Here is a 25072-nt window from a genome sequence, read left to right on the forward strand (position 1 = left end):
GCACTATGTGTATATCTAGCTTTAGTGCTTTTGTATAAATTTGTGTTTATCTATTGGCTTTAGCACACGGGTTGTTTAGAATCGAGGAAAACAAACAGGTCAGACCTGTCAGCGGGAGAGCATAAATGTCTGAGCAAAATATACTAAAAACACCAAAAGGCGACCGTATTGCCATCGTTAGCGGCTTACGTACTCCTTTTGCAAAACAAGCAACAGCGTTTCACCATGTACCGGCCCTTGATATGGGTAAGTTGGTGGTTAACGAAATGCTTGAACGATTAAATTTCGACAAGTCAGAAATCGATCAACTTGTATTTGGTCAAGTAGTGCAAATGCCAGAAGCACCAAATATTGCGCGTGAAATAGTATTAGGTACGGGTATGCCTGTAGGTGTAGATGCGTATTCTGTATCGCGTGCGTGTGCTACCAGCTTTCAGGCCATTGCCAATGTAGCTGAGTCTATTATGGCAGGCTCTGTAAATGTAGGTATTGCTGGTGGTGCTGACTCATCTTCAGTGCTGCCTATTGGCGTAAGTAAAAAATTGGCAGGTAGCTTAGTTGATTTAAACAAAGCGCGTACCTTAGGCCAGCGCTTAAAAATATTCTCAAAACTGCGTTTAAAAGATTTATTACCAGTACCGCCAGCGGTTGCCGAGTACTCGACGGGTCTTTCTATGGGGCAAACAGCTGAGCAAATGGCTAAAACACACAACATTAGCCGTGAAGATCAAGATGCACTCGCGCATCGCTCGCATTCACTTGCAACCCAGGCATGGGCAGATGGCAAGTTAAAAGATGAAGTTATGACGGCGCACTTGCCGCCATATAAAAGCTTTATTGAAGAAGATAATAACATCCGTAAAAATTCTACCGTTGAAGGCTACGCTAAGCTTAAACCAGTATTTGACCGCCAACATGGCTCGGTTACCGCAGCAAACGCAACACCCTTAACAGATGGTGCAGCTGCCGTACTGATGATGAGCGAAAGCAAAGCAAAAGCACTAGGCTACGAAATTTTAGGTTATGTGCGCAGTTTTGCGTTCTCGGCAATTGGTGTAGAGCAAGATATGCTAATGGGCCCAGCGCATTCAACGCCTATCGCACTTGATAGGGCAGGTATTACGCTTGCTGATTTAGATTTAATTGAAATGCATGAAGCATTTGCAGCACAAGCGCTGGCTAACATGAAAATGTTTGCATCAGATAAGTTTGCGCAAGAAAAACTTGGTCGTAGCAAAGCAATTGGCGAAATTAACATGGATAAGTTTAACGTTAACGGCGGCTCACTGGCATATGGTCACCCATTTGCAGCAACCGGTGCTCGCTTAATTACGCAAAGCTTACACGAGCTTAAACGTCGTGGTGGCGGTTTAGCATTAACAACAGCGTGTGCTGCTGGTGGTTTAGGTGCAGCCTTTGTATTGGAGAGCGCGTAATGACAGATTCAGTATTTAATTTAACGGTAGATGAAAACAAAATTGCCGTAGTAACCATTGATGTGCCGGGTGAAAAAATGAACACTCTGCGTGACTCATTCGCTGATGACTTAAAAGCTTTACTTGAAGAAGCCAAGCAAGAGTCAGTAAAGGGTATGGTATTTATTAGTGGTAAAAGCGATAACTTTATCGCGGGCGCTGATGTAAAAATGCTTGATAGCGTAGAAAAACGTGAAGATGCTTTAGCAATCAGTGAGCTGTGTCATCAAGCCTTTTTTGATATGACAAAGCTACCTTACACAACGGTTAGCGCAATTCATGGTGCGGCGCTTGGTGGTGGTTTAGAGTTTGCTTTAGCGTGTGATTACCGCGTAGGCACGGATAGCGATATTACTAAAGTAGGCCTGCCAGAAGTACAACTTGGTTTATTACCAGGTGGTGGCGGTACGCAGCGTTTAACTAAAATTGTAGGCATTCAAAAAGCGCTAGAGTGGATGCTAACAGGTAAGCAAATTCGTCCTAAGCAAGCTAAAAAAGCGGGCGTATTAGATGATGTAGTACCACAAAGTGTATTGTTAAAAGTTGCTAAAGAATTTGCAGCTAAGAAAAAGCCAGCAGATAAAGAGCCTAAGCTTGATAAAGTAAGCAAATTGCTAGAGTCAAACCCGTTTGGTCGTAACTTTATCTTTAAAAAGGCGAAAGAAAACGTCCTTAAAAAAACTGGCGGACATTATCCTGCACCGCTTGCAATTATTAAGGCTGTGCGTGCAAGTGTAGAGCTTGATAAATTAAAAGCATACAAAACAGAAGCTGAAAGCTTTGCAACACTTGTAATGAGTGACGAGTCTAAAGCGCTGCGTAGTATTTTCTTTGCAACCACGGAAATGAAAAAAGAGTGGCGCAACGATGATGCGCCGGCTATTAGTAAAACAGCTGTTTTAGGTGGTGGCTTAATGGGTGCTGGTATTGCGCATGTAAGCGCAGTAAAAGCCAAAGTACCTGTGCGTATTAAAGATGTTGCAGAACAGGGCATTAGTAATGCCATGAACTACACCTACAAAATTTTAGATAAGCGCCTTAAGCGCCGTATTATGTCTAAAGCTGATATGCAGTTAACCATGAACCGTATTACCGGTACTACTGACTACAGCGGCTTTAAACACATTGATTTAGTAGTGGAAGCTGTATTTGAAGACCTAGCCTTAAAGCAAGGTATGGTTGCTGATATAGAGCAGCAATGTCAAAGCAATACTATTTTTGCTAGTAACACGTCATCACTGCCTATTTCACAAATTGCAGCGCAGGCGCAGCGTCCAGAAAACGTGATTGGTCTGCATTACTTCTCGCCAGTTGAAAAAATGCCACTAGTGGAAATTATTCCACATGAAGGCACGTCACAAGAGACCATAGCACGTGTCGTTAACTTTGCTCGTAAGCAAGGTAAAACGCCCATTGTGGTAAAAGATATGGCTGGTTTTTACGTAAATCGTATTTTAGCGCCTTATGTAAATGAAGCGGCTAATTTAATGCTTGCCGGTGAGCCAATTGAAAAAATAGATGCAGCGCTTGTAGAGTTTGGCTTCCCAGTGGGGCCACTTGCTTTACTTGACGAAGTAGGGATTGATATAGGCTCTAAAATTGCCCCAATTCTTGAAAAAGAATTAGGCGAGCGATTTAAAGCGCCAGATGCATTTTCTCGTATGATTGATTCAAAACGCCTAGGCCGTAAAACGGGTCGTGGTTTTTATGAGTACGATAAAAAGAGCAAAAAAGTTGACGAGTCAGTGTATGAGCTACTAGGTGTGACACCTGCTCCGCGTTTAAATAAAAGCGAGATTGCTAAGCGTTGTGTATCACAAATGCTTAACGAAGCAGTACGTTGTTTAGACGATGGCATTATTGCCAGCCCACGTGATGGCGATATTGGCGCTATATTTGGCATTGGCTTCCCACCGTTTTTAGGTGGACCGTTTAGCTACATGGATAAATTGGGCGCAAGTAAAGTAAGCTCTGAAATGTCTACTTTGGCTAATAGCAATGCGAACTTTGCTCCGTGCGATACGTTAGTAAGTATGGCTGAATCAGGCGCTAAGTTTTATCAAACGCAGCCTGTTACAACTGAGCTAAGCCCAGCACCTGTTGCTGAACAAGCAATAGAGGCAGAGCCTGCTGATGAGCAACCTCAAGAAGAGAGTGTAGACTCACCAAAACAAGACTCGTAAAACAGCTTGATTAAAAAACCGCATTAGATGCGGTTTTTTTATACCTGCTATTTGTAAATATAGAATACTAGGGCGCAATGATAAGCAATTATTCTTTAGGGCTAACCTCGGTACATACTGTGTTAAAAACGTGCATTTATAAACTTAGATTGCCAGTCTTTATTTAGTTATCGACAGGTTTTTACCCTCAAATAAGGCTTATAATTAAGTGGCTTGCTATAAAGTGTGTTAGCTTAATTTGCAGCTAAGCAGATAAGAGGTAAACCATTATGCAGTTGTTTACAGCACGACTAGCAATGCGCCCACTTCAAAGCAGTGATTGGCCATTATTTTTGCAGTTACATCAAAATTCAACCGTGATCCGTTATTGCTACGATATGCCCAGTGAAGCGTTTGTACGCAGCCGGTTTGAACAACGTTTAAAAAGCTGGGATAGCACTTCTACTCATCCACTTTGCCTTGTCGTATTTGATAAGCGTTCAAATGAGCCCATGGGTGTTACGGGGTTTACGTACGAACTTGAGCAAGCTGAGCTAGGCTATTTGTTTTTACCCGCGTATTTTAATCAAGGCTTTGCCAGTGAGTCACTGCGTGCCGTGATTGAGTGGGCATGGCAACAATGGGGTATTACACAGTTTAAAGCCGTGGTTACAAAGGGGAATATAGGCTCTGAAAAAGTATTACAAAAGTGTGGACTAACGTTAACGGGCATTAATACGCAAGCGCATACTATTAATAATACACGTTATGATGATTTGATATACACATTAAAGTTGTAGCAAATAGGGCTAGCAAGCTAGCCCGTGATGGTGGTTTCTATAGATGTGCTTCAATTGCTTTACGGTCTTTTTCTGGCATATTCTCAACAACTAATTTGAACGAATTATCGATCATTCTTTCAATTTCGCCTTGTGGAATAGAGCCATCTAATATCACCGTATTCCAAAGCCGCTTGTTCATATGATAGCCAGGGATCACCGCAGGAAAAATATCACGCAATTTAAGTGCTTCATCGGGATCGCACTTTAAATTAAGCCACCAAATAGGATCTCCATCATCATTAACGTCTCCATCATTACCTAAGGCAAGGGTGGCAAACATTTTATGATTTACTTTATAAACATCAACCTCTTGAGCAAATGGTTTTGTCACTTGCACCAAGGGCTTTTTTACTAAATACTCATGTACTGTGTTTTGGTCCATGATCCAATCCTTGAAGTCATACTCGGTAGAGATACCATAGCAGTTTTTTTCGCTTTTGATTATAGGTATTTAGTTTTAAATTAAAATTTTGCAAGTCTACATCAAATGAAGCCCCAAATTAACGTATTTTTAGTTGAACAATACCCAGTTCGTGGTATGTTTCTGGCAATCAAAAAAATAATAGGAAAACCCCCATGCCAAAGGCGAGTGACGTTAAAAAAGGAACCGCGATTGAGTTTAATAATCGTGTGTTGGTAGTTAAAGATATTGTACGTTCGGTACCACAAGGTCGTGCAGGCGGTAGTTTGTACCGTATGCGTTTATACGATGTCGTAACAGGTGCAAAAGTAGACGAAACCTTCAAAGACAGCGACATGCTAACCCTAGCAGACTTAACTCGCCGCGAAGCAATGCTTTCGTACATTGATGGCGATGAATACGTGTTTATGGATAATGAAGACTACACGCCGTATAACTTAAACAAAGAGGCAATAGCAGAAGAAATTCAATTCGTTAACGAAGAAACGCAAGGCGTACACGTTATTGTGATTGATGGCTCGCCTGTAGGTTTAGATTTGCCATCGAGCGTAGAGTTGGTTGTTGAAGAGACTGACCCTTCAATCAAAGGTGCTTCTGCGAGTGCGCGCTCTAAGCCTGCACGTCTGAGCACGGGTTTAACCATTTCGGTGCCTGAGCATATCTCTACGGGCGACCGTATCCGTATTAATACGGCTGAGCACAAATTTATGGGCCGCGCTGAAAAGTAGCCCAAGCTATATGATAAAGCTGGCGTTATGCCGGCTTTTTTTATGTCAAAATTTTATAAATTAAGTAAACACAACCTATATCAATACTTAATTTATATAAGCTGATAGCTAGAGCCGCTACTTATTCGTCTGATTAAACGGGCCTATTTGCCCTAAAATACGTAGCTTTGCTTTTGATTTTAATGGAGAAGATGTTTGCTTTTCCGTACACAGGTGTTTGCATACACAATTAAGAAGCCAATCTGTGTATTTGCTCCATGGCATTACCTTATTTGAGCTAAGTGTTTATTAGCACTTATAAGGCTTGGCGTAGAGTTACTTTGTTGCTGTTTCAAAAACGCGGTAAATTCATCTTTTGAAAGCGGTTTAGAATAGAAATAGCCTTGCACCGTTTCACAATTTAGCGTTTTAAGTATGTCAATTTGGCTTGCTTGCTCCACACCTTCAGCAACCACATGTAAATCGAGGTTTTGTGCAATCGTCACAATAGAGTCAACCATATTACGGCCTCGTTCGGTGGTCATGTCATCAATAAATGCTTTGTCTACTTTTAAGGTATTGAGCGGAAATTGTTTTAAGTACGCTAAAGATGAATAACCTGTGCCAAAATCGTCCATGGCTAAATGAATACCACGGGCACTTAGCGAGCGCATAATTGCAATGGCTTCTTGCGGGTCGTCCATTACGGTGCCTTCGGTAATTTCCAGCTCTAAAAAGTAAGAGGGAAGTTCGTTTTTTTGTAAGATCACGTCAATACGGGTTGTTAAATCTGGCAAGCTAAACTGCTTAGCCGACAAGTTAACTGCAACGCGGCCGCTAAATAGCCCATCGTCTAGCCACTGCTTTACATCGCGACACGCTTTGTTTAAAACCACCTCACCAATTTCTATAATTTGCCCGGTTTCTTCTGCAATAGGAATAAAAACGCCGGGGCTAATAACGCCTTTTTTGGGCGTTATAAAGCGCACTAATGCCTCCATTCCGGTGAGTTTACCTGTGCGAATATTCATTTTTGGTTGGTAATACACTTCAAAATGGTTTTCTTTTAGACCAAAGCGCATTAGGTTTTCTATTTGTAAGCGTTTAACCGCTTGGCGGTTCATAGTGTCGTTAAAAAACAGATAACTATTACCTTTCTTTTTAGCGTGATACATAGCGGTATCAGCGTTTTTTAACAGTAGTTCTGGCGTACTGCCATCTTCAGGGAATAACACTATGCCTACGCTAGAGGTAATCGCGAGCTCATGGCCTGCCATTTTAAATGGGGTGGCAATAGCGGCTAAAAACTGTTTTGCCATGCGCGTTATCACATGTATGTCGTTTGTATCTGCCATAACTAGGGCAAATTCATCCCCCCCTAAGCGGTAAAAAACATCATTCTCGCGGGTTAATTTATTTAACCGCATAGCCAATTTTGCTAACAAGCTGTCGCCTAGCTGGTGGCCTAACGAGTCATTTATTTTTTTAAAGTTATCTAAATCAAATACCAAAAGGGCGTGATGGGTGTTTTGTTTTACTAGCTTTTGTAGGTTCGTAAAAAATAAATTTCTATTCGGTAAACTGGTCGTGCGGTCTCTATTTGACAAATTATGTAACTGCGATTGTGCATTTTTACGTTCAGTTAAATCTGAATAAACCACGACATAGTTTGTTATTTGGTGTTGAGCGTTTTTTATCTCATCAATAGAAATTTCTATAGGTAGTAAAACTCGCTCGCTATTGCGCAGTTTTACCTCTTGTTGAATTCGCTCACGCTCTCGTACTATATTTTTAATGTTTTCTATATAGCTTTTATCGTAACCAGGTAAGTTAAAAGGCTTTTTAATGTACTGCTCTCTAACGCCACCAAACAGGGTTAAAAAGCTGGGGTTTATATCAACTAAGTTAAAGTTTTTATCATAGATAGCGAGTGCATCAGTAAGGGATTCAACACACTTAGCAAATAAATTGAGGCGCTCTTGTGTTGATTTTAACACTGAAATATCGCGCACTGTGCCAGTCATCCTCAGTGGGGCTAAGTTAGCATCTTTTTCTATTATTTTTCCGCGGTCTAATACCCAGTGCCAGTGGCCAAAGGTGTCTTTAATGCGGTAAGTGGCTTCAAAAAAAGCAGACTTTTGAGCAAAGTGTTTTTTTAGTAAATGCTCAACTGAAGCAATGTCGTGTGGGTGAATTAAGCTTTTGTTTGGCGGAAAACCCATTAACGTTGTTGAGTCCATCATGTATTTGTCGTTAATGCGAATAACTTCGCCAGTTTTTATATTCCAATCCCAAAGTGTATCACCACTGCCTTCAACAGTGCTTTTTAAGCGTTTTTCCGAGAGGCTATGCTGCAGTCTAGAGCGCTTTAATTTATAAATTACCAATAATAGATACGGCAAAGCCAGCGCGAGGAGGGCGCTGGAAACAGTTAAAACAGTGTGGGTATCTATGTTAAAGGCGTGTTCAAAGGCAACCGCTACGGGTGATAGGCTTAGCAGCAACCAGCAAAAACTACATTTTATTATTGTTATTTTTATCATTTGTTTTATTACTACTAATTAACAAACAATAATTTAAATCATGCCTCCTTTAGAGTCAAAGAGATTGCGAGCAAAGCGGCATTTTTTGCGATTTATTTACTTTTGCGCTACTTAATAACTCATACCTTGGTCTATCGTCTGCAAAAGTAGCCATTGTATAGGCCTTTATTTGCTCAAGGGTAAGCGTATGGAGAGCCTCTAACAGGCGTTTTTGCATATGAAAGTTATGATCTTTATTACCTATTGCAAGCCAAAAGCGCTGTGAACGTAACCGTAGGTTTTTATCTTTTTCAGCAATATGAGTTGCTAACCCTTGTTTATGCTGCTGCCATGCTGTTTCATCTAGGGCGTCTAGGTTGGCAATAAATTGGCTTACAAAATGATTATGTCTGTGCAGCAGGGTTTGAGCTTCAAATTTTGGTGATTGTATATAAAAAGCGATACCGGCTCGGGTGTTAAAAGGGGCGTAACCTGTGCCAACTAAGTACCCTAATTGCTGAGTTGTTCGCAGTTCGTTAAAGTAATCTTGGTTTATTAAATGATTAAGCGCCATTAATTTTACTTTTTCATTTACATCAGAGGTTTGCGCCTGATAATAAATAACCATAGCGTGGTCGCTACAAGGCAGTTCAAGCTGACAGCGGGTTACTTGATCTATTTCACGCAGCGGGCGTGTTAAATCTTCAATAGCAGCGGCACTTTTTAGATGTTCAGCCACTTTTTTATGGAACACTTTTGCATCTGTATGCTGCCAATTACCATGTAAAAAGGACTCAACATGTAAAGCTTTAAAAAAGTCGACTCGAAATTCGTTAAATTGCTGAAAACACGTATTTTTAAGTGCTGTAGCTAATTCATTAGGCTGCGGATTCCATGGCATTATTTTAGCCCCTAACACGCTAAATAGCTCACTTACGGGCTTATTTTGGTTACTGTTTCGCCAGTGTCTTACCAGTTGCTTTTTGTATTCAGCAAAGCGACGGGCGCAAATATCAACATTAAACAGTGCATCAAGTAATTGCTCTACTAACTCTAACTGACTCGTGGATAGCCCCGCTGTGTGAAGCGTAAGCCCGCCTTGATGTGAGGTTAAATGATAACTAAGCCCAGCTAGTTCTGCAGGGTAAAATTGCTCACCGACACTGTCCATAAATAAGTCGCTAAAAAGGCGAGTTAAGGCCATGTGTTTTACATCTTTTACTGCAAAGTGCGAGTCCATTGCTAAATAAAAATGACCTTTTGCCACTCTAAAGGTGTTGTCTTGTTTAAACCAAAAATCAAAACCAGGCTCTTTAACTAACAATACAGGCTTTGTTTGTGGTTTTTCGACTTCATATAATACCACTTCTTTTGTTAAATAAGGATTTGCTGAAGGCAGCAGCATGGTGTTTAAGGGTTTATTTATATGTGAAAGCGACTCCAGCCAATGCGGCGAAATTGCCTCAACTTTGTAAGGGGTGTTGTACCACGCGGTTGTGTGCTCTGCCTCAACGCCTGGGTGAATAAGTACCAAGCGCATATTCTGTGGGGTAAGCCATTGCATAGCCATTTCGTGAGCGGCTTTATTAAAACCCTCCATTAAGTAATCGCCTTGCACATAGTTAGCTTCGTCGTAGTGCTGCATATTAATACTCAGATTACTTACCCAATCAATTAAGCGCGATTTTTCTTGGTTATCAAACGCAATTTGTAACAGGTTTTTTTTATCTTGATACAGGCGCGGTAGTTTGTCGGTGTTGTCGTTGATTAGGCAAATATACTCAAACACAATTTCTATTATGTCTTCAAAGTATTCAATGCCTTCATCGGTAAGGGCCATGCTAATGTTAAAATCTTTAAAGTTACTTCCATTTATACCGCCACCGGCAGAAAGGGCGTTAATCCACCCTTGTTCTTTTAAAATAGAGTACAGCGAGCCTGCGCCTTCGTAGCCTAGTAGATGGGCTATAAAACTTACCGTTTTGTGTCGGTAAAAGTCATCAATATTTGGCATAGCAAAACTAACTATAAGCTTTTGCATATGCTTATGCGGTTCTATATGCAGTATTTTGCCTATGTCTTGTGTGCGGTACAAAGGTTCATTGATAGCGGGCTTTACTTGGTCTTTATCCCCTTTGATAGGGCTAAAGTAATGTCGTACCCATTGCGCTAGTGTATCGAGCGGTTCATTCGCGCATATCACTAATGTCATCCACTGTGCTTGATAGTGGTTAGTAAAAAAGTCTCTGAGCTCGTCACTTATACAGCGTTCTCTATCTGCAAGTGTTTGTAAATTGCCAACGGAAAACTTCGCAAAAGGGTGGGCTGGGTTTACGGTTTCTTTATGAGCCTGATAAATGCGCCGACCGTCGTCTTTTATTTTTAATTTAAACTCAGCGTCGATAGCATTACGCTCTTTTTCGGTTTCTGCTGGGTTTAATAATGGGGCTATAAAAAAACGGCTAAACTGTGCAAGTGCACCTTCAAGTGCTTGATTATTAATATCAAAGAAATAACAAGTGTGTTCAGTGCCGGTCCATGCGTTAGTATTGCCGCCAGCTTGTGAAACAAAATTATTAAAGCTTCCAGAATCAGGGTATTGGTCGGTACCTAAAAAAAGCATATGTTCTAAAAAGTGTGCGAGGCCTTGCCTATCAAGGGGATCATCAAAATGGCCAGCGTTTATGGCCATAGAAGCAGCGGCTTTAGTTGAATCTTTATCTTGCACTAATAATACTTTTAGCCCATTGTCGAGTGTAATGGCGCGGTATGCTCTGTTATCATTGCGGCTGATATTCAAATGATGCTCCTGAAACTAAACGTTTACTTGTTAACAACAGATGATAGCTTCAGGACAGCGAAAAATAGCGAAAAGATTTACCTGAATATCATGAGAGAATTATTCTTTGGAATAATAGTTAATATAGCGGACAAATGGGCAAACTGGCTACTGTTTTATATTCATTAATCGGTTGATTATTTATGAAAACAATCTTAATTATGCGCCACGGCGAAGCAACACCGATGCAAGCTAACGACGCAGCAAGAAATCTAACACCGAAAGGCCATGCAGAGGCAGAAAAAATGGGCTTATGGTTACACCAACATTTTTCTGTTGACGCTTTGTTGGTAAGTCCTTACTCGCGGGCACAGCAAACAGCTAAAGAAGTCGAGAAAAACAATGTATTCAAATTTAGTGAAACGTGTAGCGATATTATTCCTGAGGGAAAGCCACAAATAGCAGCTGACTATTTAGAAACACTTATTGCTATGCACCCCCAGTGCAATACCTGGTTAGTGGTCGCCCATATGCCTATTGTCAGCTATATAGTTGATCAACTCACCCCGGGTAATATGCCTATTTTTAACACCGCGGCGGTTGCTGTAATTCAGTATGATGAAACCTCACAGCGCAGTGAATATATTAATATCAACGCGCCTGCCAATATATAGAAAAAAGAGATAACTATGAGTATAGAACGCCTTGAAACGGGTGCGCGCATGAGCCGTATAGTTAAGCATAATGGAACCGTTTATTTATGCGGACAAGTATGCAGTGACGCAGAGCAAAACATAACAGAGCAAACGCAAACAATGCTCAACAAAGTAGAGGCCTTACTTGAGCAGTCGGGGAGTTCTAAAAAGCATATGCTCAGCGCAACTATTTACGTTAAAAGCATGGAATATTTTGCCGATATGAATGCGGTTTGGGATGCATGGGTACCAGAAGGTTATGCACCAGCACGCGCCTGTGTTGAAGCTAAAATGGCGCGCGATGCACTATTAGTAGAAATTTCGGTAGTGGCCGCACTTAAATAAGTGTTGTTATAAAAGTACAGCAAGCCACAACGAAAAGCTTACAACACTAAGCACTGTTGAAAGCACCACTGCACCGGCGAGCGTAACTTGATGCGTATTTAATTGGCTTGCAATTAAATACGCATTAACGCCAACGGGTGAGGCGCTCAGCAATACCAGTACGTTACGAATTTGCGTATCTAATGCAAACACCCATGTAGCTGCTACATACACAGCAGCAGGCAACACCAGTATTTTTAATAGTGAAGAAATAAGCGCTGGCTGCCAATTAGCGGCTACTTTATAAAACACCAAATTAGCACCTAATACAAATAAAGCGCACGCAATAGCAGGGCTTGCAAGTAGCTCTAAGGCGTTGGCTAAATTAGCAAATAATGTAATCCCCGACACATTTAAAAGTAACCCACAGCCAATACTCAACACAATAGGGTTAAGAATCATGTTTTTAGCAAATTTTGTCCACGAGAAGTCAGCTGTGTTTCCTTTCGCGCCTATTAAATAAGTTAACGCAAAAAGCAACGTGCTATGAAAGGTGATGATCATGAAGGCGATAGCAATCATGTCTTTGCCAAGTGAAGCAATAACAATGGGTATGCCCACTAACACCATATTTGAATAACTTCCAGCAAGACCAAACACACTATGCTGTTGATAATTTCCCGCACTTTCTTGTTTGGTTAAACAGTACCTATCAATAAGTATGCCCAAAGCAAATACCGCTAACACAGGAATATAAAAGCTTAAAAATGCTTGGAGGCTAATACTTTGATGCAAATTTATTTGCGACATATTGAGCATTAAAAAGGCGGGTAAGCTCACATAAAAAGTAAATTTACTTAAGCCGGCAATATGCTGCTGATTAAAAAATTTAAAATAACAACAGGTGTAGCCCAATGCGACAATAAAAATTAATGGAAAAATAATCGAAAAAATTTGCACGTATTCTTCCTCTAATTAGCGTCTAAACTCATCGCTTTGTGGTAAATCAATTAAAATCAACACGGCACCGCGTCCGCCGTATTCAAGCGGTGCTTGGTGCATGGCTATTACATCGGGGTGCTGCACCAAGTACTGCGGTACTTTGTGTTTTAAAACACGCTCGCCAATACCATGCACTATGCACGCGCAGTAATAATGCTGTTTTTTGCACTCGTGAATAAGTCCCGCGAGTTCATCTTTTGCACGTTCTTTATTAAGCCCGTGCAGGTCGAGAGTTAAATCGGGCGCAAAGTCGCCGCGTCGCAACTGTTTTGCTAAAAAAGAGTCGTGACCATTTTGCACATAGTTAATGGTGCTATTTGTGTCTATATCGGGGATATATTCGTCAGAAAAGAAAAATTCAGACTCAACCTGCTTTTTTTGCTGGGCAAATTGCTTCGCTTGTGACACTTTAGGTTTTGTATCAAACCTATGGGTATCTTGTTTGAACACCTTAGCGCCTGTAATTGTTTGGCGAAAAAGGTCAATGTCGTCGTTGCTTAGGGACGATTGTGATGAGATGTCTTTTTTCATAAATTTTACCTAAACAAAAAAACGTAAAAACGCAGCGCAAAAGGCGGTACAATATAAAGGTGAGGGGCAATTGTAATTTGCTCAGCACAGTTAGGCAATGCAATCGTTGCAAAGACTCAAAACAGTCAGTTAGCTAAAACAGGTAAAAAATATGAGTGATTTACAAATAGAAGAAGCAACACTTGATGAAGCTGTTGCAGAACTGTCAACGTTACATGACTGGTTACGCTGGACTACAAGCCAATTTGCAAGTAGTGGAATATTTTTTGGACATGGCACAGATAACGCGTGGGATGAAGCCGTTAGCTTATTACTTCCTGCATTAAGTTTACCTATTGATGCCCCCAAAGAGTTAATGCATGCGCGGTTAACAAGTACAGAAAAAAACCGCCTAGCAGGGTTAATCGCAGAGCGTATAAACGACTGCACGCCGGTGCCATATTTAACAAACACTGCTTGGTTTGCGGGCATGCCATTTTATGTCGATGAGCGTGTGCTTATCCCGCGCTCGCCGTTTGCAGAACTTATTGCTAATAAGTTTTCACCGTGGCTTGAGCAGCCGCAAAGCGTTAACCGTATTTTAGATTTATGCACAGGCTCTGCTTGTATTGCCATTGCGCTTGCTCAGGTGTTTGAAACGGCGCAAGTAGATGCGGTTGATATATCGTATGAAGCGCTTGAAGTAGCAGATATAAATATAAACGACTATATGCTAAGCGACCGCGTACTGCCTATTCAGTCAGATGTATTTAGTGGTGTGCCAGGGCAAAAGTATGACCTAATAGTAGCCAACCCACCGTATGTTGATGCTGAAGACATGGCTGATTTACCACGTGAGTTTCATCATGAGCCTGAGCTTGGTTTAGCATCTGGTCATGATGGCTTAGACGTTACACGTACTATTTTAGAGCATGCAAGCAATCATCTAACTGATAACGGTTTGTTATTTGTAGAAGTTGGTAACTCTATGGTACATATGGATGCCTTGTATCCGGGCGCACCCTTTGAGTGGGTTGAGTTTGAGCAAGGTGGCTTAGGTGTATTTGTAATAAGCAAAGCGCAGCTTGATACGTATTTTGCAAAATAAATTTTAAGCCGAGCACATGCTCGGCAACTTTTGTAGTCATTAGGAATGAGGAAAGTTAATGGCAGGTAATAGCATAGGGCAGTTGTTTAAAGTGTCCACCTTTGGTGAGAGCCACGGCGTTGCTCTAGGCGGTGTTGTAGATGGTACTCCCGCGGGCCTTGAGATCACAGAGGCCGACTTACAAATTGATTTAGACCGTCGTAAACCTGGGCAAAGCCGTTATACAACGCAGCGCCGAGAAGACGACCAAATAAAAATTCTTTCAGGCGTTTTTGAAGGCAAAACCACAGGCACCAGCATTGGTTTACTTATCGAAAATACCGATCAGCGCTCAAAAGACTACGGTAAAATTAAAGATGTGTTTCGCCCAGGTCATGGCGATTACACTTACTGGCACAAATACGGCCTGCGCGATTATCGCGGGGGTGGCCGCTCTTCTGCGCGTGAAACCGCAATTCGTGTAGCGGCAGGCGCCATTGCTAAAAAATACTTAAAGCAGTTTCATGGTATTGAAGTAAAAGCATGCCTAAGCCAACTAGGGCCAATAAAAGCCGAAAGCTACGACTGGGATGAAGTTGAAAACAACTTATTCTTTTTCCCTGATGCAAGTAAGCTGGAAGCGCTTGATGAGTACATGCGAGACCTTAAAAAGCAAGGTGACTCAGTGGGCGCTAAAGTAAAAGTTGTGGCTAGCAATGTACCAGTAGGATTAGGCGAGCCTGTATTTGATAGACTAGATGCTGAGATTGCGCATTCACTTATGAGCATTAACGCCGTTAAGGGTGTAGAAATTGGTGATGGCTTTGATGTAGTTGAGCAAAAAGGCTCAGAGCATCGTGATGAGTTAACCCCAGAAGGCTTTACCTCAAACCACGCAGGTGGCGTACTTGCTGGTATTTCTACAGGGCAAGATATTATTGCCTCAATTGCGCTTAAGCCTACATCAAGTATCACTATTCCAGGTAAAAGCATTAATACTGAAAACGAAGCAGTAGAGATGATCACCAAAGGGCGTCACGATCCGTGTGTTGGTATTCGTGCAATTCCTATTGCTGAGGCAATGATGGCCATTACACTAATGGACCATTTACTGCGCCAGCGCGGGCAAAACCCACATGTTAACCATGAACATGGACCAATTAACGGCTCTGTATAACCGTTAATACTTTGAATAAGCGCGGAGAACCGCGCTTTTTTGTGCCTGTAATTTGCTTTTAAGCCTTTCAGGGGTTGTTCAAGTTTACGCTATATACTGTTTTAAGGAGGAGAGTAATCATGAACGATAAAAAGCACGATAACACACACCTTGAAACCCAAGCTGCTATAGCAAGGCTAGAGCGTTTTAGTAAGCTAACAGACAGCAGCATTGGTATTCCTTTTACTAAATTTAATATTGGCCTAGAGGCTGTGATTGGTTTAATACCCGTTATAGGGGATGCCGCAGGGCTTATTTTATCAAGCTATGTATTAGTAGAGGCGCAGCGCTTAGGTGTAAGTAAACGCATAAAAACAAAGATTATCATTAATATGCTGATTGATTTTGTAGGCGGTTTAGTTCCATTTTTTGGCGATATATTTGATGCTTTTTTTAAAGCCAACACCCGCAATACCCGTTTATTAAAAAAATATTTAAATGCGCAGCTAGCTAATTGATACTAATAGTCTTTTTACAGGCTTTAAATTTTTTTATTAAGAATAAAAAACAAAGTGTTGTTGGTTGTTTAATCACCTAGTAAGGTAGAGAAGCCTATTCACTTTGGTATATACAAAATGCAATTATTTATCGGTAATAAAAACTATTCTAGCTGGTCATTACGCGCATGGTATTTAATGAGTAAATTTGATGTCCCGTTTGACGAAACCCAACTTTTGCTCGACACCAGTGATTTTTACGACGAACTAAAACAACACTTTCACGTTCAAAAAGTGCCGGCGTTAATTGATGGTGATCTGCAGGTGTGGGACTCGCTCGCAATCTGTGAATATATTAACGATGCTTATTTATCTGGTGCTGCATGGCCAAAATATATTACCCAAAGAGCTAAAGCACGCGCGTTAAGCGCTGAAATGCATTCAGGCTTTATGGCACTTAGAAACGAAATGCCAATGAACATACGAGCAACCCGTAAAGTAGATCTATCAAACGAAGCACTAAAAGACATCGCTCGCATAGATGAGATCTTTGCACTGCAACAAGATGTGTTTCCCAATGCATGGTTTTTTGGTGACTTTAGTATTGCCGATGCGATGTACGCGCCCATTGTATTGCGCTTAAAAACCTATCAAATTACGCTATCAGAACTGGCGCAGCAATATTGTGATTTTGTGATGCGTTGCCCTGTTTTGCGAAAGTGGATAACCCAAGCACTTAACGAAACCGATATAGTGCAGTGCGATGAAGCGGGAGTAGAGGTATAACTCGCCCATCACTTTTACTTTAAAGGTAAAAGCCCGTACAATTCGTCTCGTTTTTAGTGCGCTAATTTTGCGCTGTAACCGAGATGAATTAATCAGTTTTTATGCATCAAATTGCCGATCTTATATCTATTTTCGATAGTGTTTTTTATCAAAGTCATAATACTCGCTTAGTAAAAGGCGATGATGAGCCTATTTATCTACCTGCCAATAAAACCCATGGGTTTAATCAAATTGTATTTGCACACGGCTTTTACGCCAGCGCTCTGCATGAAATAGCACACTGGTTAGTGGCTGGCAATAAACGCAGAGAGCTTGAAGATTATGGGTATTGGTATTGTCCAGATGGGCGAGATAAACACCAGCAAGCTGAATTCGAAAATGTAGAAATAAAGCCACAAGCAATAGAATGGTTACTCAGTAAGGCCGCAGGGTTTGAATTTAATGTGTCGGTAGATAATTTGAACGGCGAGCAAACTTGTCGGTTTGACTTTCAGGCGCGAGTACACCAGCAAGTATTAATATTATTAGAGCAGGGAGTTAACGCACGCACCCATGCATTATTAAAAGCGTTAAGTGATTTTTATAAAACACCGTGGCCGTTAACCGCTCAGCAATTTAATTGGCATCACCCTCAGGAGTTACAAAATGCAGTTTAAGTTAGGCTTAATTATTAACCCTGTTGCAGGACTTGGTGGCAGCGTTGCTTTAAAAGGGAGCGATGGCGAAAACACGGCTGCAAAGGCAATTGAGCTGGGTGCGCAAGCCAAAGCTAACAGCCGCACACAGGCAGCCCTAGAAGTGCTTGTACCCTATCAAGAGCAGTTAACAATATATACTGTAAATGGCGATATGGGCGAAAAAACAGCACGCGCATTAGGCTTTAATGTTGAAGTAATTTATACCACTAATACCGTAACAAGCGCCGATGATACAGAGGCCAGCGCTAAATTACTTAAAAATTTAGGTGTTGATTTAGTCCTGTTTGCTGGTGGCGATGGTACTGCGCGTAATATTTGTCATGCCATAGAAGATACTATACCAGTGCTGGGTATACCTGCTGGCTGTAAAATTCACTCTGGCGTCTATGCCATTACCCCTAAAGCAGCTGGGCGAGTAGTAGAAATGCTAGTAAAAGGCGAGCTGGTTACACTTGCAGATGCCGATGTAATGGATATTGACGAAGAGGCGTTTAGGCAAGGCATCGTAAAAGCTAAGCGCTACGGTGAAATGCAAATACCAAGCGAAGTACGTTATGTACAAGCGGTTAAAAATGGCGGTAAAGAAACAGACGAGCTCGTGCTTGCCGATATTGCAGCGCATGTGGTGAGTGAAATGGATGAAGACACTTATTACATCATGGGAAGTGGCTCAACCGTTGAAGCCATAATGCAAGAAATGGGGCTTGAGAACACATTGTTAGGTGTTGATTTAATTAAAAATCAAACCCTAGTTGCGCAAGATTTAACGGCTAAGCAATTACTTGAGTACACGCAAGGGCATGCGACTCAATTGGTTATTACATTAATCGGCGGGCAAGGCCATATTTTTGGCCGCGGTAACCAGCAGCTAAGCCCTGAGCTTATCCGTGCCATCGGCAAAGACAATATCATAGTGGTGGCAACTAAAACCAAATTACACGCGTTGAACGGGCGTCCACTTATTTGTGACACCGGCGATAGCGCTTTAGATGATGAATTAACAGGTTACATTAAAGTAACCACCGGCTATAACGACCATATTATGTATGCTGTCGGTTATGAAAACCAGGAGAAGTAACACAATGAGTTTAGTGAATTATATTGATGCTGCGCAGCAATACTTTGATGATTTAGTAATTAAAGCAACAGATGATGAGCTGTTCGCTGGTGGTTACTTGCGCGGACATTACGACCTTGCAGTAGGCTATGCCCAAGTAGAAGAGCTGACAATTTCTATTGATGAGCTCAACGAAACTGTGGAGCAAAGCTTAGTAAAAGCATACCGCAATGGCGAGCTAAACGAAGAAGATAAAACCTTGGTTGTTAGGCTTTGGGAAGAAGTGAAAGCCCTCGCTTAACGGATGCTTAGTTCACAATTACAAAAAACGCGGCAACGATAATGAAGCCGCGTTTTTTTATGCTTTATTTGTGCCCATAATAGATTAATTAGTTAATTTACTGTTACTCATTAATGGTATATTGTTACTAAAACCTATTTGGGAGCTATAAATGAACAATAATAATCAAGCAGCGGTACCTACAGGGTTAATCGCACGTTTTTTAAATTTTGTGGAGCGGGTTGGTAATAAACTACCCGATCCGGCGATTATTTTCTTATTCGCTATGTTACTTATTTGGTTGTGCTCGTGGTTATTATCTGGCGTAAGTTTTGATGCGTTAGACCCACGTACAGGTCAAGCCATTGTTGTGAATAACCTGCTAGAGGGCGACTCACTCGCTTCGTTTTTATCTTCCATGGTAAAAACCTTTACGGGCTTTGCACCACTGGGCGTGGTACTGGTTGCCATGTTAGGTGTGGGGGTGGCTGAACACTCGGGTTATATCAATACGGGCCTTAAGTTAATGCTTAAAGTGACCCCAAGGCAACTGTTAACCCCTTCAGTGATTTTAGTGGCTATTGTAAGCCATACTGCAACCGATGCAGGCTACGTATTGGTGATCCCACTAGCAGGTGTTATTTTCTTTGCCGCAGGGCGACACCCATTAGCGGGCATTGCAGCAGCGTTTGCAGGTGTGAGCGGTGGATTTGGCGCTAACTTTATTCCATCAGGGATAGACCCATTACTACAAAGCTTTACCCAAAGTGCAGCGCAAATTATTAACCCCGATATGTCGATTAACCCCCTCAATAACTGGGCATTCACTTCTGCTTCGAGTTTATTTATTGTGTTATTAGGCTGGTATATTACTGACAAAATAATTGAGCCACGATTAAAAAACACACCGCTTAATGAAGATACCCAAAATTTACCAGCCTTCGATGAAGCTAAAAGTGATGAAAAACGCGCCTTTTTTATAGCCAGTAGCGTAATGGTTGTAGGGCTTGCTTTACTTGCATTTGTATCCGCTCCTGCCGATTCAGCAATGCGCAGTGCTGATGGCTCACTGACTAATTTTAGATCGCCCCTTATGCAATCTATTGTGCCTTTAATCTTTTTATTATTTTGGATACCTGGTGCCGTGTATGGTTTTACCGTTGGAACCTTTAAAACCTCAAAAGATATGATAGATGCGATGAGCACCGCAATGAGTGGCATGGCTTATTACATTGTAATGGCGTTCTTTTGTGCGTTATTTATTGCGGCGTTTTCTAAGTCTAACTTAGGGGCGTTAATGGCCATTGAAGGAGCGCAGCTTTTAAAGGCAATGGAGTTGCCAAGCGCTGTAACTGTTGTGGGTATTATATTTTTGACCGGCTTTGTAAACTTGTTCGTTGGCTCAAGCTCAGCAAAATGGGCATTACTGGGGCCCATTTTTGTGCCCATGTTAATGCAACTAGGTATATCACCCGATTTAACCCAAGCGGCTTACAGAATCGGAGACTCTAGCTCAAACATTATTACCCCACTTATGCCGTATTTCCCATTGGTTGTGGTTTACTGCCAAAAGTACGTAAAAGATACCGGTATAGGCACGCTTATCGCACTTATGATCCCCTACTCAATCGCGTTTATGATTGGCTGGAGTATTTTCTTGCTAGGGTATTGGGCACTCGGTATTCCGTTAGGGTTAGATGCGAGTTACGTTTATCCAACGTTACCTTAATTTAAAACTTAATTTATGAACCTCACTCACTTGAGTGAGGTTTTTAATATAAAAATTCAGTAATGTAAAAAGTAGTGTTAATTACCTTTCTAATTCTCTCACTATATAGCCAAATAAACTCGCCTCACCAACAATATACACGTAATCGTTTTTGTTATTCATTATTGTAGGCTTATCGTCGTACCATCTAAAGTCGTGCGTTTTGTTAGTAGTAGGGTCTTTAAAGTATAAGCGAGTACAACTATCTTCATAATCAGACCCACACTCTTGTACATCAGTGAGGATATATTCCTTATACCAATAGTCGCCTTGCGTGTAGTAAGCCCATAACTCAATGGGGGCAGAAAGTAAAAAATAGAAAGTTGCATAGATTAACAAAGGGAGTATTGGGTAGGTGAAGATTAATGATAACTTCATTTTTGTATCTGAAAAGCTACCTTTAAGATGCTCCCTGTATTTATTGCAACGTCTATATTTTTTGATTACAAGTACATGGAGATAGATAAATAATGCCCCGCAAAAAATAGGAAGCGCTATATAAAAAATAGCCTCATAAATTTTATTTTCAATAAATGGTGGATCGGTAAAATCCATTAGTATAAGCGTGGCAATATTCAGAATTGGGAAGCCAATTATTGCTGCAAAGAGCAAGTTGTCATAATATTTTTTCAATGTAAATTCATCCGTGAATTATAGTTTTTTCTTAGTTTACAGAACTTTTATTTTTTACTAAAGCAGTGGCTTTAAAACAAAAAAACCTTGGCACTTTCGTGACAAGGTTTTTTATAACATAAGCTATAACGCTTAGTTAGATGTGAAGCTCACTGGACGACGTTCTTTACGAGGACCACCACGCTTATCACCGCGTTGGTTGTCTTTGTTAAAGTTGCGCTTTCTGTCGCCACTTGGACGCTCAGCGCGCTCACCACGTGGCTCAGCTGGGCCTTGATCTTTTGTTAGTGTCATACCCATTGGGCGTTTACAAATAAACACTTTTTGGAAGTGATCAAGTACATCTTTAGGCATGTTTTGCGGCAATTGTACCGTACTGTGACTGTCGTGTAGACGAATGTCACCAATAAACTTGCTTGAGATGTCCGCTTCGTTAGCAATCGCGCCTACAATGTTTTTAACCTGTACACCGTGCTCACGACCCACTTCGATACGGTAAGTATCCATAGGGCCTGCATCGCGGCTGTTACGCTCGCGAGGTTTACGCTCAGGACGGTCACCACGGCGACCACGATCGCCACGCTCGTTACGTGAATTACGCTCGTTACGAGGTTGAACCTTCACTTCTTCAACTTTAATTGGTGACTGTTGCTGTGCTAAACACAGTAACGCACCTGCTAAGTCTTCTAAAGATAAGTCTAGTTTTTGCGCCATGCTAGCAGCTACTTCATTGAAGAACGTAATGTCTTTGTTTTCAAGAGCAAGCGTAAGCTTTTCTTTTAACGCATTAATACGCTTTTCTTCAACTACTTTAGCTGTAGGTAGTTCAACTTGTGCAATTTCAGATTTAGTATGGCGAATAATATTTTTAAGCAAGTAACGTTCGTTATGCTTAACAAATAAAATCGCTTTACCAGTACGCCCAGCACGACCTGTACGGCCAATACGGTGAACGTAAGCTTCTGAGTCTTGCGGAATATCGTAGTTGATAACTAAGCTTAAACGGTCAACATCCAGACCACGTGCTGCTACATCTGTTGCAATAACGATGTTGATCATTCCGCTTTTTAAACGGTCAACCGTGCGCTCACGTGCTTGCTGGTTCATGTCACCATTAAGTGGAGCTGCAGAGAAACCTTCGCGCTCTAATAACTCAGCAAGTTGCACTGTGTCGTTACGTGTACGTACAAAAACAATAGCGCCTTCGTATTGCTCTGCTTCTAAGAAACGAACAATGGCTTTGTTTTTATGTACGTGAGCATTCCAAAACACTTGCTCAACAGATGATGTCGTTGAGTTTCTAGCAGAAATATGAACCTGTTCAGGGTTATTCATATATTTACTGCTGATGTTTTGAATTTGCTTAGGCATGGTTGCTGAGAAAAGACATGTTTGCTTTTCACGTGGCGTTTTTTCCATGATGCTTTCTACATCATCGATAAAGCCCATACGTAACATTTCATCGGCTTCATCAAGTACTAGTGCTTGTAAAGCATCAAACTTGATAGTGCCACGGTTAATGTGATCGATTAATCGACCTGGAGTAGCAACAATAATTTGTGCGCCACGACGAAGTGCGCTTAATTGAATGCTGTAGCTTTGGCCACCGTATAGTGCTAATACTTCTACACCACGAGTACCTTTTGCATATTGTTCAAATGCCTCAGCAACTTGGATCGCAAGCTCACGGGTTGGTGTGAGTACAAGGATCTGTGGCTGTTTCACAGACGGGTCAATATTGTTTAGTAACGGCAGTGCAAATGCTGCTGTTTTACCTGTACCCGTTTGTGCTAGTCCCAGTACGTCCTTTCTTTCTAGCAATAACGGTATACATTGAGCTTGGATTTCAGATGGTGTCTTGTAACCCAACTCTTCAACTGCCTTTAAAATTGCAGGAGAAAGATTTAGAGATTCAAACGTGACTGGTTCTGACATTAATACGCCTCAACGAATTTAAAGAGGCGCGCATTGTATAGGAAATACGAGGCAATTGCTTGTATAAATTACAACTAATTTGTATGTGATTGATGTTGGTCGAAATTTAACCAGTTTAAGTTTTTGATTTTTTAAACTGGTTAACAAGCTATATACATAGGGTTATTTGTATAGCCCTAGGTTTTCTTTAGCGTAGGCTTCAAATTCAGTAAATCCACCAATGTGTGTTTGATCTACAAAAATTTGCGGCACAGTTGGACAGGGTTTACCTGCAGACTTTTCTAAATCAGCTTTGCTAATACCTTCTTTGATGATATCGATATAACGAAATTTAAAATCATCACGCTCATTAGATAGTTGCTCGGCTACGTCTTTAGCACGTACACAAAAAGGGCAGCCCTCGCGGCCAAAAATTACAGTAAGCATAATACTCTCCTCAATAAATTTAGGTTCATATTAAACGATTAATAAATAATTTAAAGCGCAAAAAATCGATTGGTAAGTTCCGTTTTTATGTAAAGTCGCTTAATTTTTCATTTGCCATGCATTTTGAATTGCAATTTGCAAAAAACTCGATTGCCTTTAAGTTAAGTAGTTTTTAAACCTAATAAATTCATCGTATTAGTAATGGCAAGCAGGTGGCATATAAATTGATATTTAAGTGCATAGCCAACCTGTTAGGAATGATGATGAGTAATAACAGCCATGTACTAGAAATTATCCAAGGGGTAATTGCACGCTTTTGCAAAACAAATAACACCAATGTGCCAATTACTCTCATCAACAAATTACAGTGTAATTATATTTGTTTACAGATTGCCCCTGAGCAGATGATTATACAATGTGAGGCGTTTATTTTGCCTTCGTTAAAAGCCGCTAAAAGCAATTTTGTGCTAACAGTAGAGGCTAATTTACAGGGGGTTAATTTAAATTACTGGGTAGACTCTAACCCTGAAATGCACACCATTGACATCCATGGTTTGCTAGCAACCCGTGAGCCAATATTATCTGTCGATACAGGTAAGGAGTGGGTCAATGCATCAAGTAGTAACCCAGATTTACACCAAAGCATTCACTACTTAGCTAATTCAAGTGCACAAAACTTTGGTTTAAAACTCGCCGAGGGCAGCAACGATAATGTTTTAAATATCGAAGATGCACGTCACTTATCTGCAGAAGCGCTCGCTAACCACCTTTTAAATAATGACGAGTCACAAAGCATAAAAATTTGTGCATTTGATGCGCTCAGTGAGTTACAAGACCAACAGGTTATGTCACAGCCGGTATTAGCGTGGCCTTTTTTTGATACTGATTTAGTGCACGCGATAAATAACCTTAATACTCACAATAAATTATCAGTCCTGGTTGCTGATGATAGCTTGCCAAGTCAAGTTGCTACCAAAGTTATGCTTGAAATGCTCGGGTGCGCCGTGACGTGCGCAGAAAATGGCTCAAGTGCCTTACTCATTGCCCAGCAAGAACCTTTCGATTTACTGCTGTTAGATGAGCGTATGCCGGGAATGTTTGGCAGTGATGTAGCCCAGCAACTCATTAAGCAAAATACCCCAAACGACAATACACCAAAAGTCATTTTAACGGGCATTACTGAAGAGCAGCAAATTGCGCAGCTTTTTGAAAAAGGGGCGACTCACTATCTTCAAAAACCAGTTACAAAAGCGGTATTAGAAGAGTTTATAAAGCCTTGGCAAGCTGCCTAAAACTCTACTTAGGAGAAC

At 41.1% G+C, this 25072-nt stretch carries 23 protein-coding genes; 15 read left to right on the forward strand and 8 right to left on the reverse strand.

Features of this window, described 5'->3' with window-relative positions; all coding sequences use genetic code 11:
- The first annotated feature begins 125 nt into the window (after window positions 1–125).
- The 3 genes from fadI to AN389_RS02690 all read left to right on the forward strand — a co-directional run bounded on the left by fadI (window position 126) and on the right by AN389_RS02690 (window position 4437).
- On the forward strand, window positions 126–1436 hold the full coding sequence (fadI, locus tag AN389_RS02680; protein WP_055014021.1) for an acetyl-CoA C-acyltransferase FadI: 1311 nt from the start codon (window positions 126–128) through the stop codon (window positions 1434–1436).
- Complete coding sequence (gene fadJ, locus AN389_RS02685; protein ID WP_055017187.1) at window positions 1436–3658, forward strand: fatty acid oxidation complex subunit alpha FadJ; 2223 nt, start codon at window positions 1436–1438, stop codon at window positions 3656–3658. The genes fadI and fadJ overlap by 1 nt, the downstream gene beginning before the upstream one ends.
- 269 nt (window positions 3659–3927) lie before the next feature.
- Window positions 3928–4437, forward strand: coding sequence for a GNAT family N-acetyltransferase (locus tag AN389_RS02690; RefSeq protein ID WP_055014019.1), 510 nt, complete (start codon window positions 3928–3930; stop codon window positions 4435–4437).
- 37 nt (window positions 4438–4474) lie between these two features.
- Here AN389_RS02690 and AN389_RS02695 read toward each other — a convergent pair whose 3' ends face one another.
- A complete protein-coding gene (locus AN389_RS02695; RefSeq protein ID WP_004587303.1) occupies window positions 4475–4861 on the reverse strand; it encodes an MmcQ/YjbR family DNA-binding protein in 387 nt (128 codons plus the stop codon).
- Window positions 4862–5055: 194 nt separating this feature from the next.
- Between AN389_RS02695 and yeiP the strand changes: the two genes are divergently transcribed.
- The gene (gene yeiP, locus AN389_RS02700) at window positions 5056–5628 is read left to right on the forward strand and encodes an elongation factor P-like protein YeiP (RefSeq protein ID WP_055014018.1); all 573 of its coding nucleotides are present in this window, start codon (window positions 5056–5058) and stop codon (window positions 5626–5628) included.
- Between the two features lie 263 nt (window positions 5629–5891).
- Here the strand turns inward: yeiP and AN389_RS02705 are convergent, their stop codons facing one another.
- Both AN389_RS02705 and AN389_RS02710 read right to left on the reverse strand, forming a co-directional pair.
- Window positions 5892–8150 (reverse strand): EAL domain-containing protein, encoded by a 2259-nt coding sequence (locus tag AN389_RS02705; protein ID WP_055014017.1) that lies wholly within the window; start codon window positions 8148–8150, stop codon window positions 5892–5894.
- 55 nt (window positions 8151–8205) lie between these two features.
- Window positions 8206–10929 (reverse strand): insulinase family protein, encoded by a 2724-nt coding sequence (locus AN389_RS02710; RefSeq protein WP_055019203.1) that lies wholly within the window; start codon window positions 10927–10929, stop codon window positions 8206–8208.
- 182 nt (window positions 10930–11111) lie between these two features.
- Here AN389_RS02710 and sixA point away from each other — a divergent pair, with 182 nt between their 5' ends.
- Window positions 11112–11582 (forward strand): phosphohistidine phosphatase SixA, encoded by a 471-nt coding sequence (gene sixA / locus AN389_RS02715; protein WP_055014015.1) that lies wholly within the window; start codon window positions 11112–11114, stop codon window positions 11580–11582.
- A 15-nt stretch (window positions 11583–11597) separates the two neighbouring features.
- On the forward strand, window positions 11598–11948 hold the full coding sequence (locus AN389_RS02720) for a RidA family protein (RefSeq protein ID WP_055019204.1): 351 nt from the start codon (window positions 11598–11600) through the stop codon (window positions 11946–11948).
- Window positions 11949–11954: 6 nt separating this feature from the next.
- On the opposite strand, the gene AN389_RS02725 is transcribed toward AN389_RS02720, so the two are convergent.
- Window positions 11955–12887: an AEC family transporter gene (locus AN389_RS02725; protein WP_055017190.1), complete on the reverse strand. Its 933-nt coding sequence runs from the start codon at window positions 12885–12887 to the stop codon at window positions 11955–11957.
- Window positions 12888–12902: 15 nt separating this feature from the next.
- The gene (gene smrB, locus AN389_RS02730) at window positions 12903–13460 is read right to left on the reverse strand and encodes an endonuclease SmrB (protein WP_024031888.1); all 558 of its coding nucleotides are present in this window, start codon (window positions 13458–13460) and stop codon (window positions 12903–12905) included.
- Window positions 13461–13611: 151 nt separating this feature from the next.
- Between smrB and prmB the strand changes: the two genes are divergently transcribed.
- From prmB to AN389_RS02770, 8 genes are all read left to right on the forward strand, one after another.
- Window positions 13612–14547 (forward strand): 50S ribosomal protein L3 N(5)-glutamine methyltransferase, encoded by a 936-nt coding sequence (gene prmB / locus AN389_RS02735; RefSeq protein ID WP_055019205.1) that lies wholly within the window; start codon window positions 13612–13614, stop codon window positions 14545–14547.
- A 58-nt stretch (window positions 14548–14605) separates the two neighbouring features.
- The gene (gene aroC / locus AN389_RS02740) at window positions 14606–15703 is read left to right on the forward strand and encodes a chorismate synthase (protein ID WP_024031890.1); all 1098 of its coding nucleotides are present in this window, start codon (window positions 14606–14608) and stop codon (window positions 15701–15703) included.
- A gap of 119 nt (window positions 15704–15822) precedes the next feature.
- Entirely contained in the window at window positions 15823–16200 is a 378-nt protein-coding gene (locus tag AN389_RS02745; protein WP_055019206.1) for a DUF4112 domain-containing protein, read from the forward strand.
- Window positions 16201–16317: 117 nt separating this feature from the next.
- Window positions 16318–16965, forward strand: coding sequence for a glutathione S-transferase family protein (locus tag AN389_RS02750; RefSeq protein ID WP_055019207.1), 648 nt, complete (start codon window positions 16318–16320; stop codon window positions 16963–16965).
- Window positions 16966–17066: 101 nt separating this feature from the next.
- Window positions 17067–17621 carry an elongation factor P hydroxylase gene (locus tag AN389_RS02755; RefSeq protein ID WP_055019208.1) on the forward strand — a complete coding sequence of 185 codons (555 nt, stop codon included), beginning with the start codon at window positions 17067–17069 and terminating at the stop codon, window positions 17619–17621.
- Window positions 17611–18741 carry an ATP-NAD kinase family protein gene (locus tag AN389_RS02760; protein WP_055019209.1) on the forward strand — a complete coding sequence of 377 codons (1131 nt, stop codon included), beginning with the start codon at window positions 17611–17613 and terminating at the stop codon, window positions 18739–18741. The genes AN389_RS02755 and AN389_RS02760 overlap by 11 nt, the downstream gene beginning before the upstream one ends.
- 4 nt (window positions 18742–18745) lie before the next feature.
- Window positions 18746–19021 (forward strand): YfcL family protein, encoded by a 276-nt coding sequence (locus AN389_RS02765; protein ID WP_055014003.1) that lies wholly within the window; start codon window positions 18746–18748, stop codon window positions 19019–19021.
- Between the two features lie 151 nt (window positions 19022–19172).
- Window positions 19173–20729 (forward strand): AbgT family transporter, encoded by a 1557-nt coding sequence (locus AN389_RS02770; RefSeq protein WP_055014002.1) that lies wholly within the window; start codon window positions 19173–19175, stop codon window positions 20727–20729.
- Between the two features lie 81 nt (window positions 20730–20810).
- Here AN389_RS02770 and AN389_RS20630 read toward each other — a convergent pair whose 3' ends face one another.
- The 3 genes from AN389_RS20630 to AN389_RS02785 form a co-directional block, all read right to left on the reverse strand.
- Window positions 20811–21146, reverse strand: a complete 336-nt coding sequence (locus AN389_RS20630) for a hypothetical protein (protein ID WP_235575939.1) — start codon at window positions 21144–21146, stop codon at window positions 20811–20813.
- Window positions 21147–21533: 387 nt separating this feature from the next.
- Window positions 21534–23336, reverse strand: coding sequence for a DEAD/DEAH box helicase (locus tag AN389_RS02780; RefSeq protein WP_055017198.1), 1803 nt, complete (start codon window positions 23334–23336; stop codon window positions 21534–21536).
- A gap of 162 nt (window positions 23337–23498) precedes the next feature.
- Window positions 23499–23762, reverse strand: a complete 264-nt coding sequence (locus tag AN389_RS02785) for a GrxA family glutaredoxin (protein ID WP_004587283.1) — start codon at window positions 23760–23762, stop codon at window positions 23499–23501.
- Between the two features lie 263 nt (window positions 23763–24025).
- On the opposite strand from AN389_RS02785, the gene AN389_RS02790 reads away from it, so the two are divergent.
- Window positions 24026–25054: a response regulator gene (locus AN389_RS02790; RefSeq protein WP_055013999.1), complete on the forward strand. Its 1029-nt coding sequence runs from the start codon at window positions 24026–24028 to the stop codon at window positions 25052–25054.
- The last annotated feature ends 18 nt before the right edge of the window (window positions 25055–25072 follow it).

Origin of the sequence: Pseudoalteromonas sp. P1-7a, from assembly GCF_001401855.1 — a bacterium.
Classification (GTDB): Bacteria; Pseudomonadota; Gammaproteobacteria; order Enterobacterales; family Alteromonadaceae; genus Pseudoalteromonas.

What these genes read in the sequence shown, in the direction of transcription:
- fadI (WP_055014021.1), top strand. Translation starts at nt 126, where the DNA reads ATGTCTGAGCAAAATATACTAAAAACACCAAAAGGCGACCGTATTGCC.
- fadJ (WP_055017187.1), top strand. Translation starts at nt 1,436, where the DNA reads ATGACAGATTCAGTATTTAATTTAACGGTAGATGAAAACAAAATTGCC.
- AN389_RS02690 (WP_055014019.1), top strand. Translation starts at nt 3,928, where the DNA reads ATGCAGTTGTTTACAGCACGACTAGCAATGCGCCCACTTCAAAGCAGT.
- AN389_RS02695 (WP_004587303.1), bottom strand. Translation starts at nt 4,861, where the DNA reads ATGGACCAAAACACAGTACATGAGTATTTAGTAAAAAAGCCCTTGGTG.
- yeiP (WP_055014018.1), top strand. Translation starts at nt 5,056, where the DNA reads ATGCCAAAGGCGAGTGACGTTAAAAAAGGAACCGCGATTGAGTTTAAT.
- AN389_RS02705 (WP_055014017.1), bottom strand. Translation starts at nt 8,150, where the DNA reads ATGATAAAAATAACAATAATAAAATGTAGTTTTTGCTGGTTGCTGCTA.
- sixA (WP_055014015.1), top strand. Translation starts at nt 11,112, where the DNA reads ATGAAAACAATCTTAATTATGCGCCACGGCGAAGCAACACCGATGCAA.
- AN389_RS02720 (WP_055019204.1), top strand. Translation starts at nt 11,598, where the DNA reads ATGAGTATAGAACGCCTTGAAACGGGTGCGCGCATGAGCCGTATAGTT.
- smrB (WP_024031888.1), bottom strand. Translation starts at nt 13,460, where the DNA reads ATGAAAAAAGACATCTCATCACAATCGTCCCTAAGCAACGACGACATT.
- prmB (WP_055019205.1), top strand. Translation starts at nt 13,612, where the DNA reads ATGAGTGATTTACAAATAGAAGAAGCAACACTTGATGAAGCTGTTGCA.
- aroC (WP_024031890.1), top strand. Translation starts at nt 14,606, where the DNA reads ATGGCAGGTAATAGCATAGGGCAGTTGTTTAAAGTGTCCACCTTTGGT.
- AN389_RS02745 (WP_055019206.1), top strand. Translation starts at nt 15,823, where the DNA reads ATGAACGATAAAAAGCACGATAACACACACCTTGAAACCCAAGCTGCT.
- AN389_RS02750 (WP_055019207.1), top strand. Translation starts at nt 16,318, where the DNA reads ATGCAATTATTTATCGGTAATAAAAACTATTCTAGCTGGTCATTACGC.
- AN389_RS02755 (WP_055019208.1), top strand. Translation starts at nt 17,067, where the DNA reads ATGCATCAAATTGCCGATCTTATATCTATTTTCGATAGTGTTTTTTAT.
- AN389_RS02760 (WP_055019209.1), top strand. Translation starts at nt 17,611, where the DNA reads ATGCAGTTTAAGTTAGGCTTAATTATTAACCCTGTTGCAGGACTTGGT.
- AN389_RS02765 (WP_055014003.1), top strand. Translation starts at nt 18,746, where the DNA reads ATGAGTTTAGTGAATTATATTGATGCTGCGCAGCAATACTTTGATGAT.
- AN389_RS02770 (WP_055014002.1), top strand. Translation starts at nt 19,173, where the DNA reads ATGAACAATAATAATCAAGCAGCGGTACCTACAGGGTTAATCGCACGT.
- AN389_RS20630 (WP_235575939.1), bottom strand. Translation starts at nt 21,146, where the DNA reads ATGAAGTTATCATTAATCTTCACCTACCCAATACTCCCTTTGTTAATC.
- AN389_RS02780 (WP_055017198.1), bottom strand. Translation starts at nt 23,336, where the DNA reads ATGTCAGAACCAGTCACGTTTGAATCTCTAAATCTTTCTCCTGCAATT.
- AN389_RS02785 (WP_004587283.1), bottom strand. Translation starts at nt 23,762, where the DNA reads ATGCTTACTGTAATTTTTGGCCGCGAGGGCTGCCCTTTTTGTGTACGT.
- AN389_RS02790 (WP_055013999.1), top strand. Translation starts at nt 24,026, where the DNA reads ATGAGTAATAACAGCCATGTACTAGAAATTATCCAAGGGGTAATTGCA.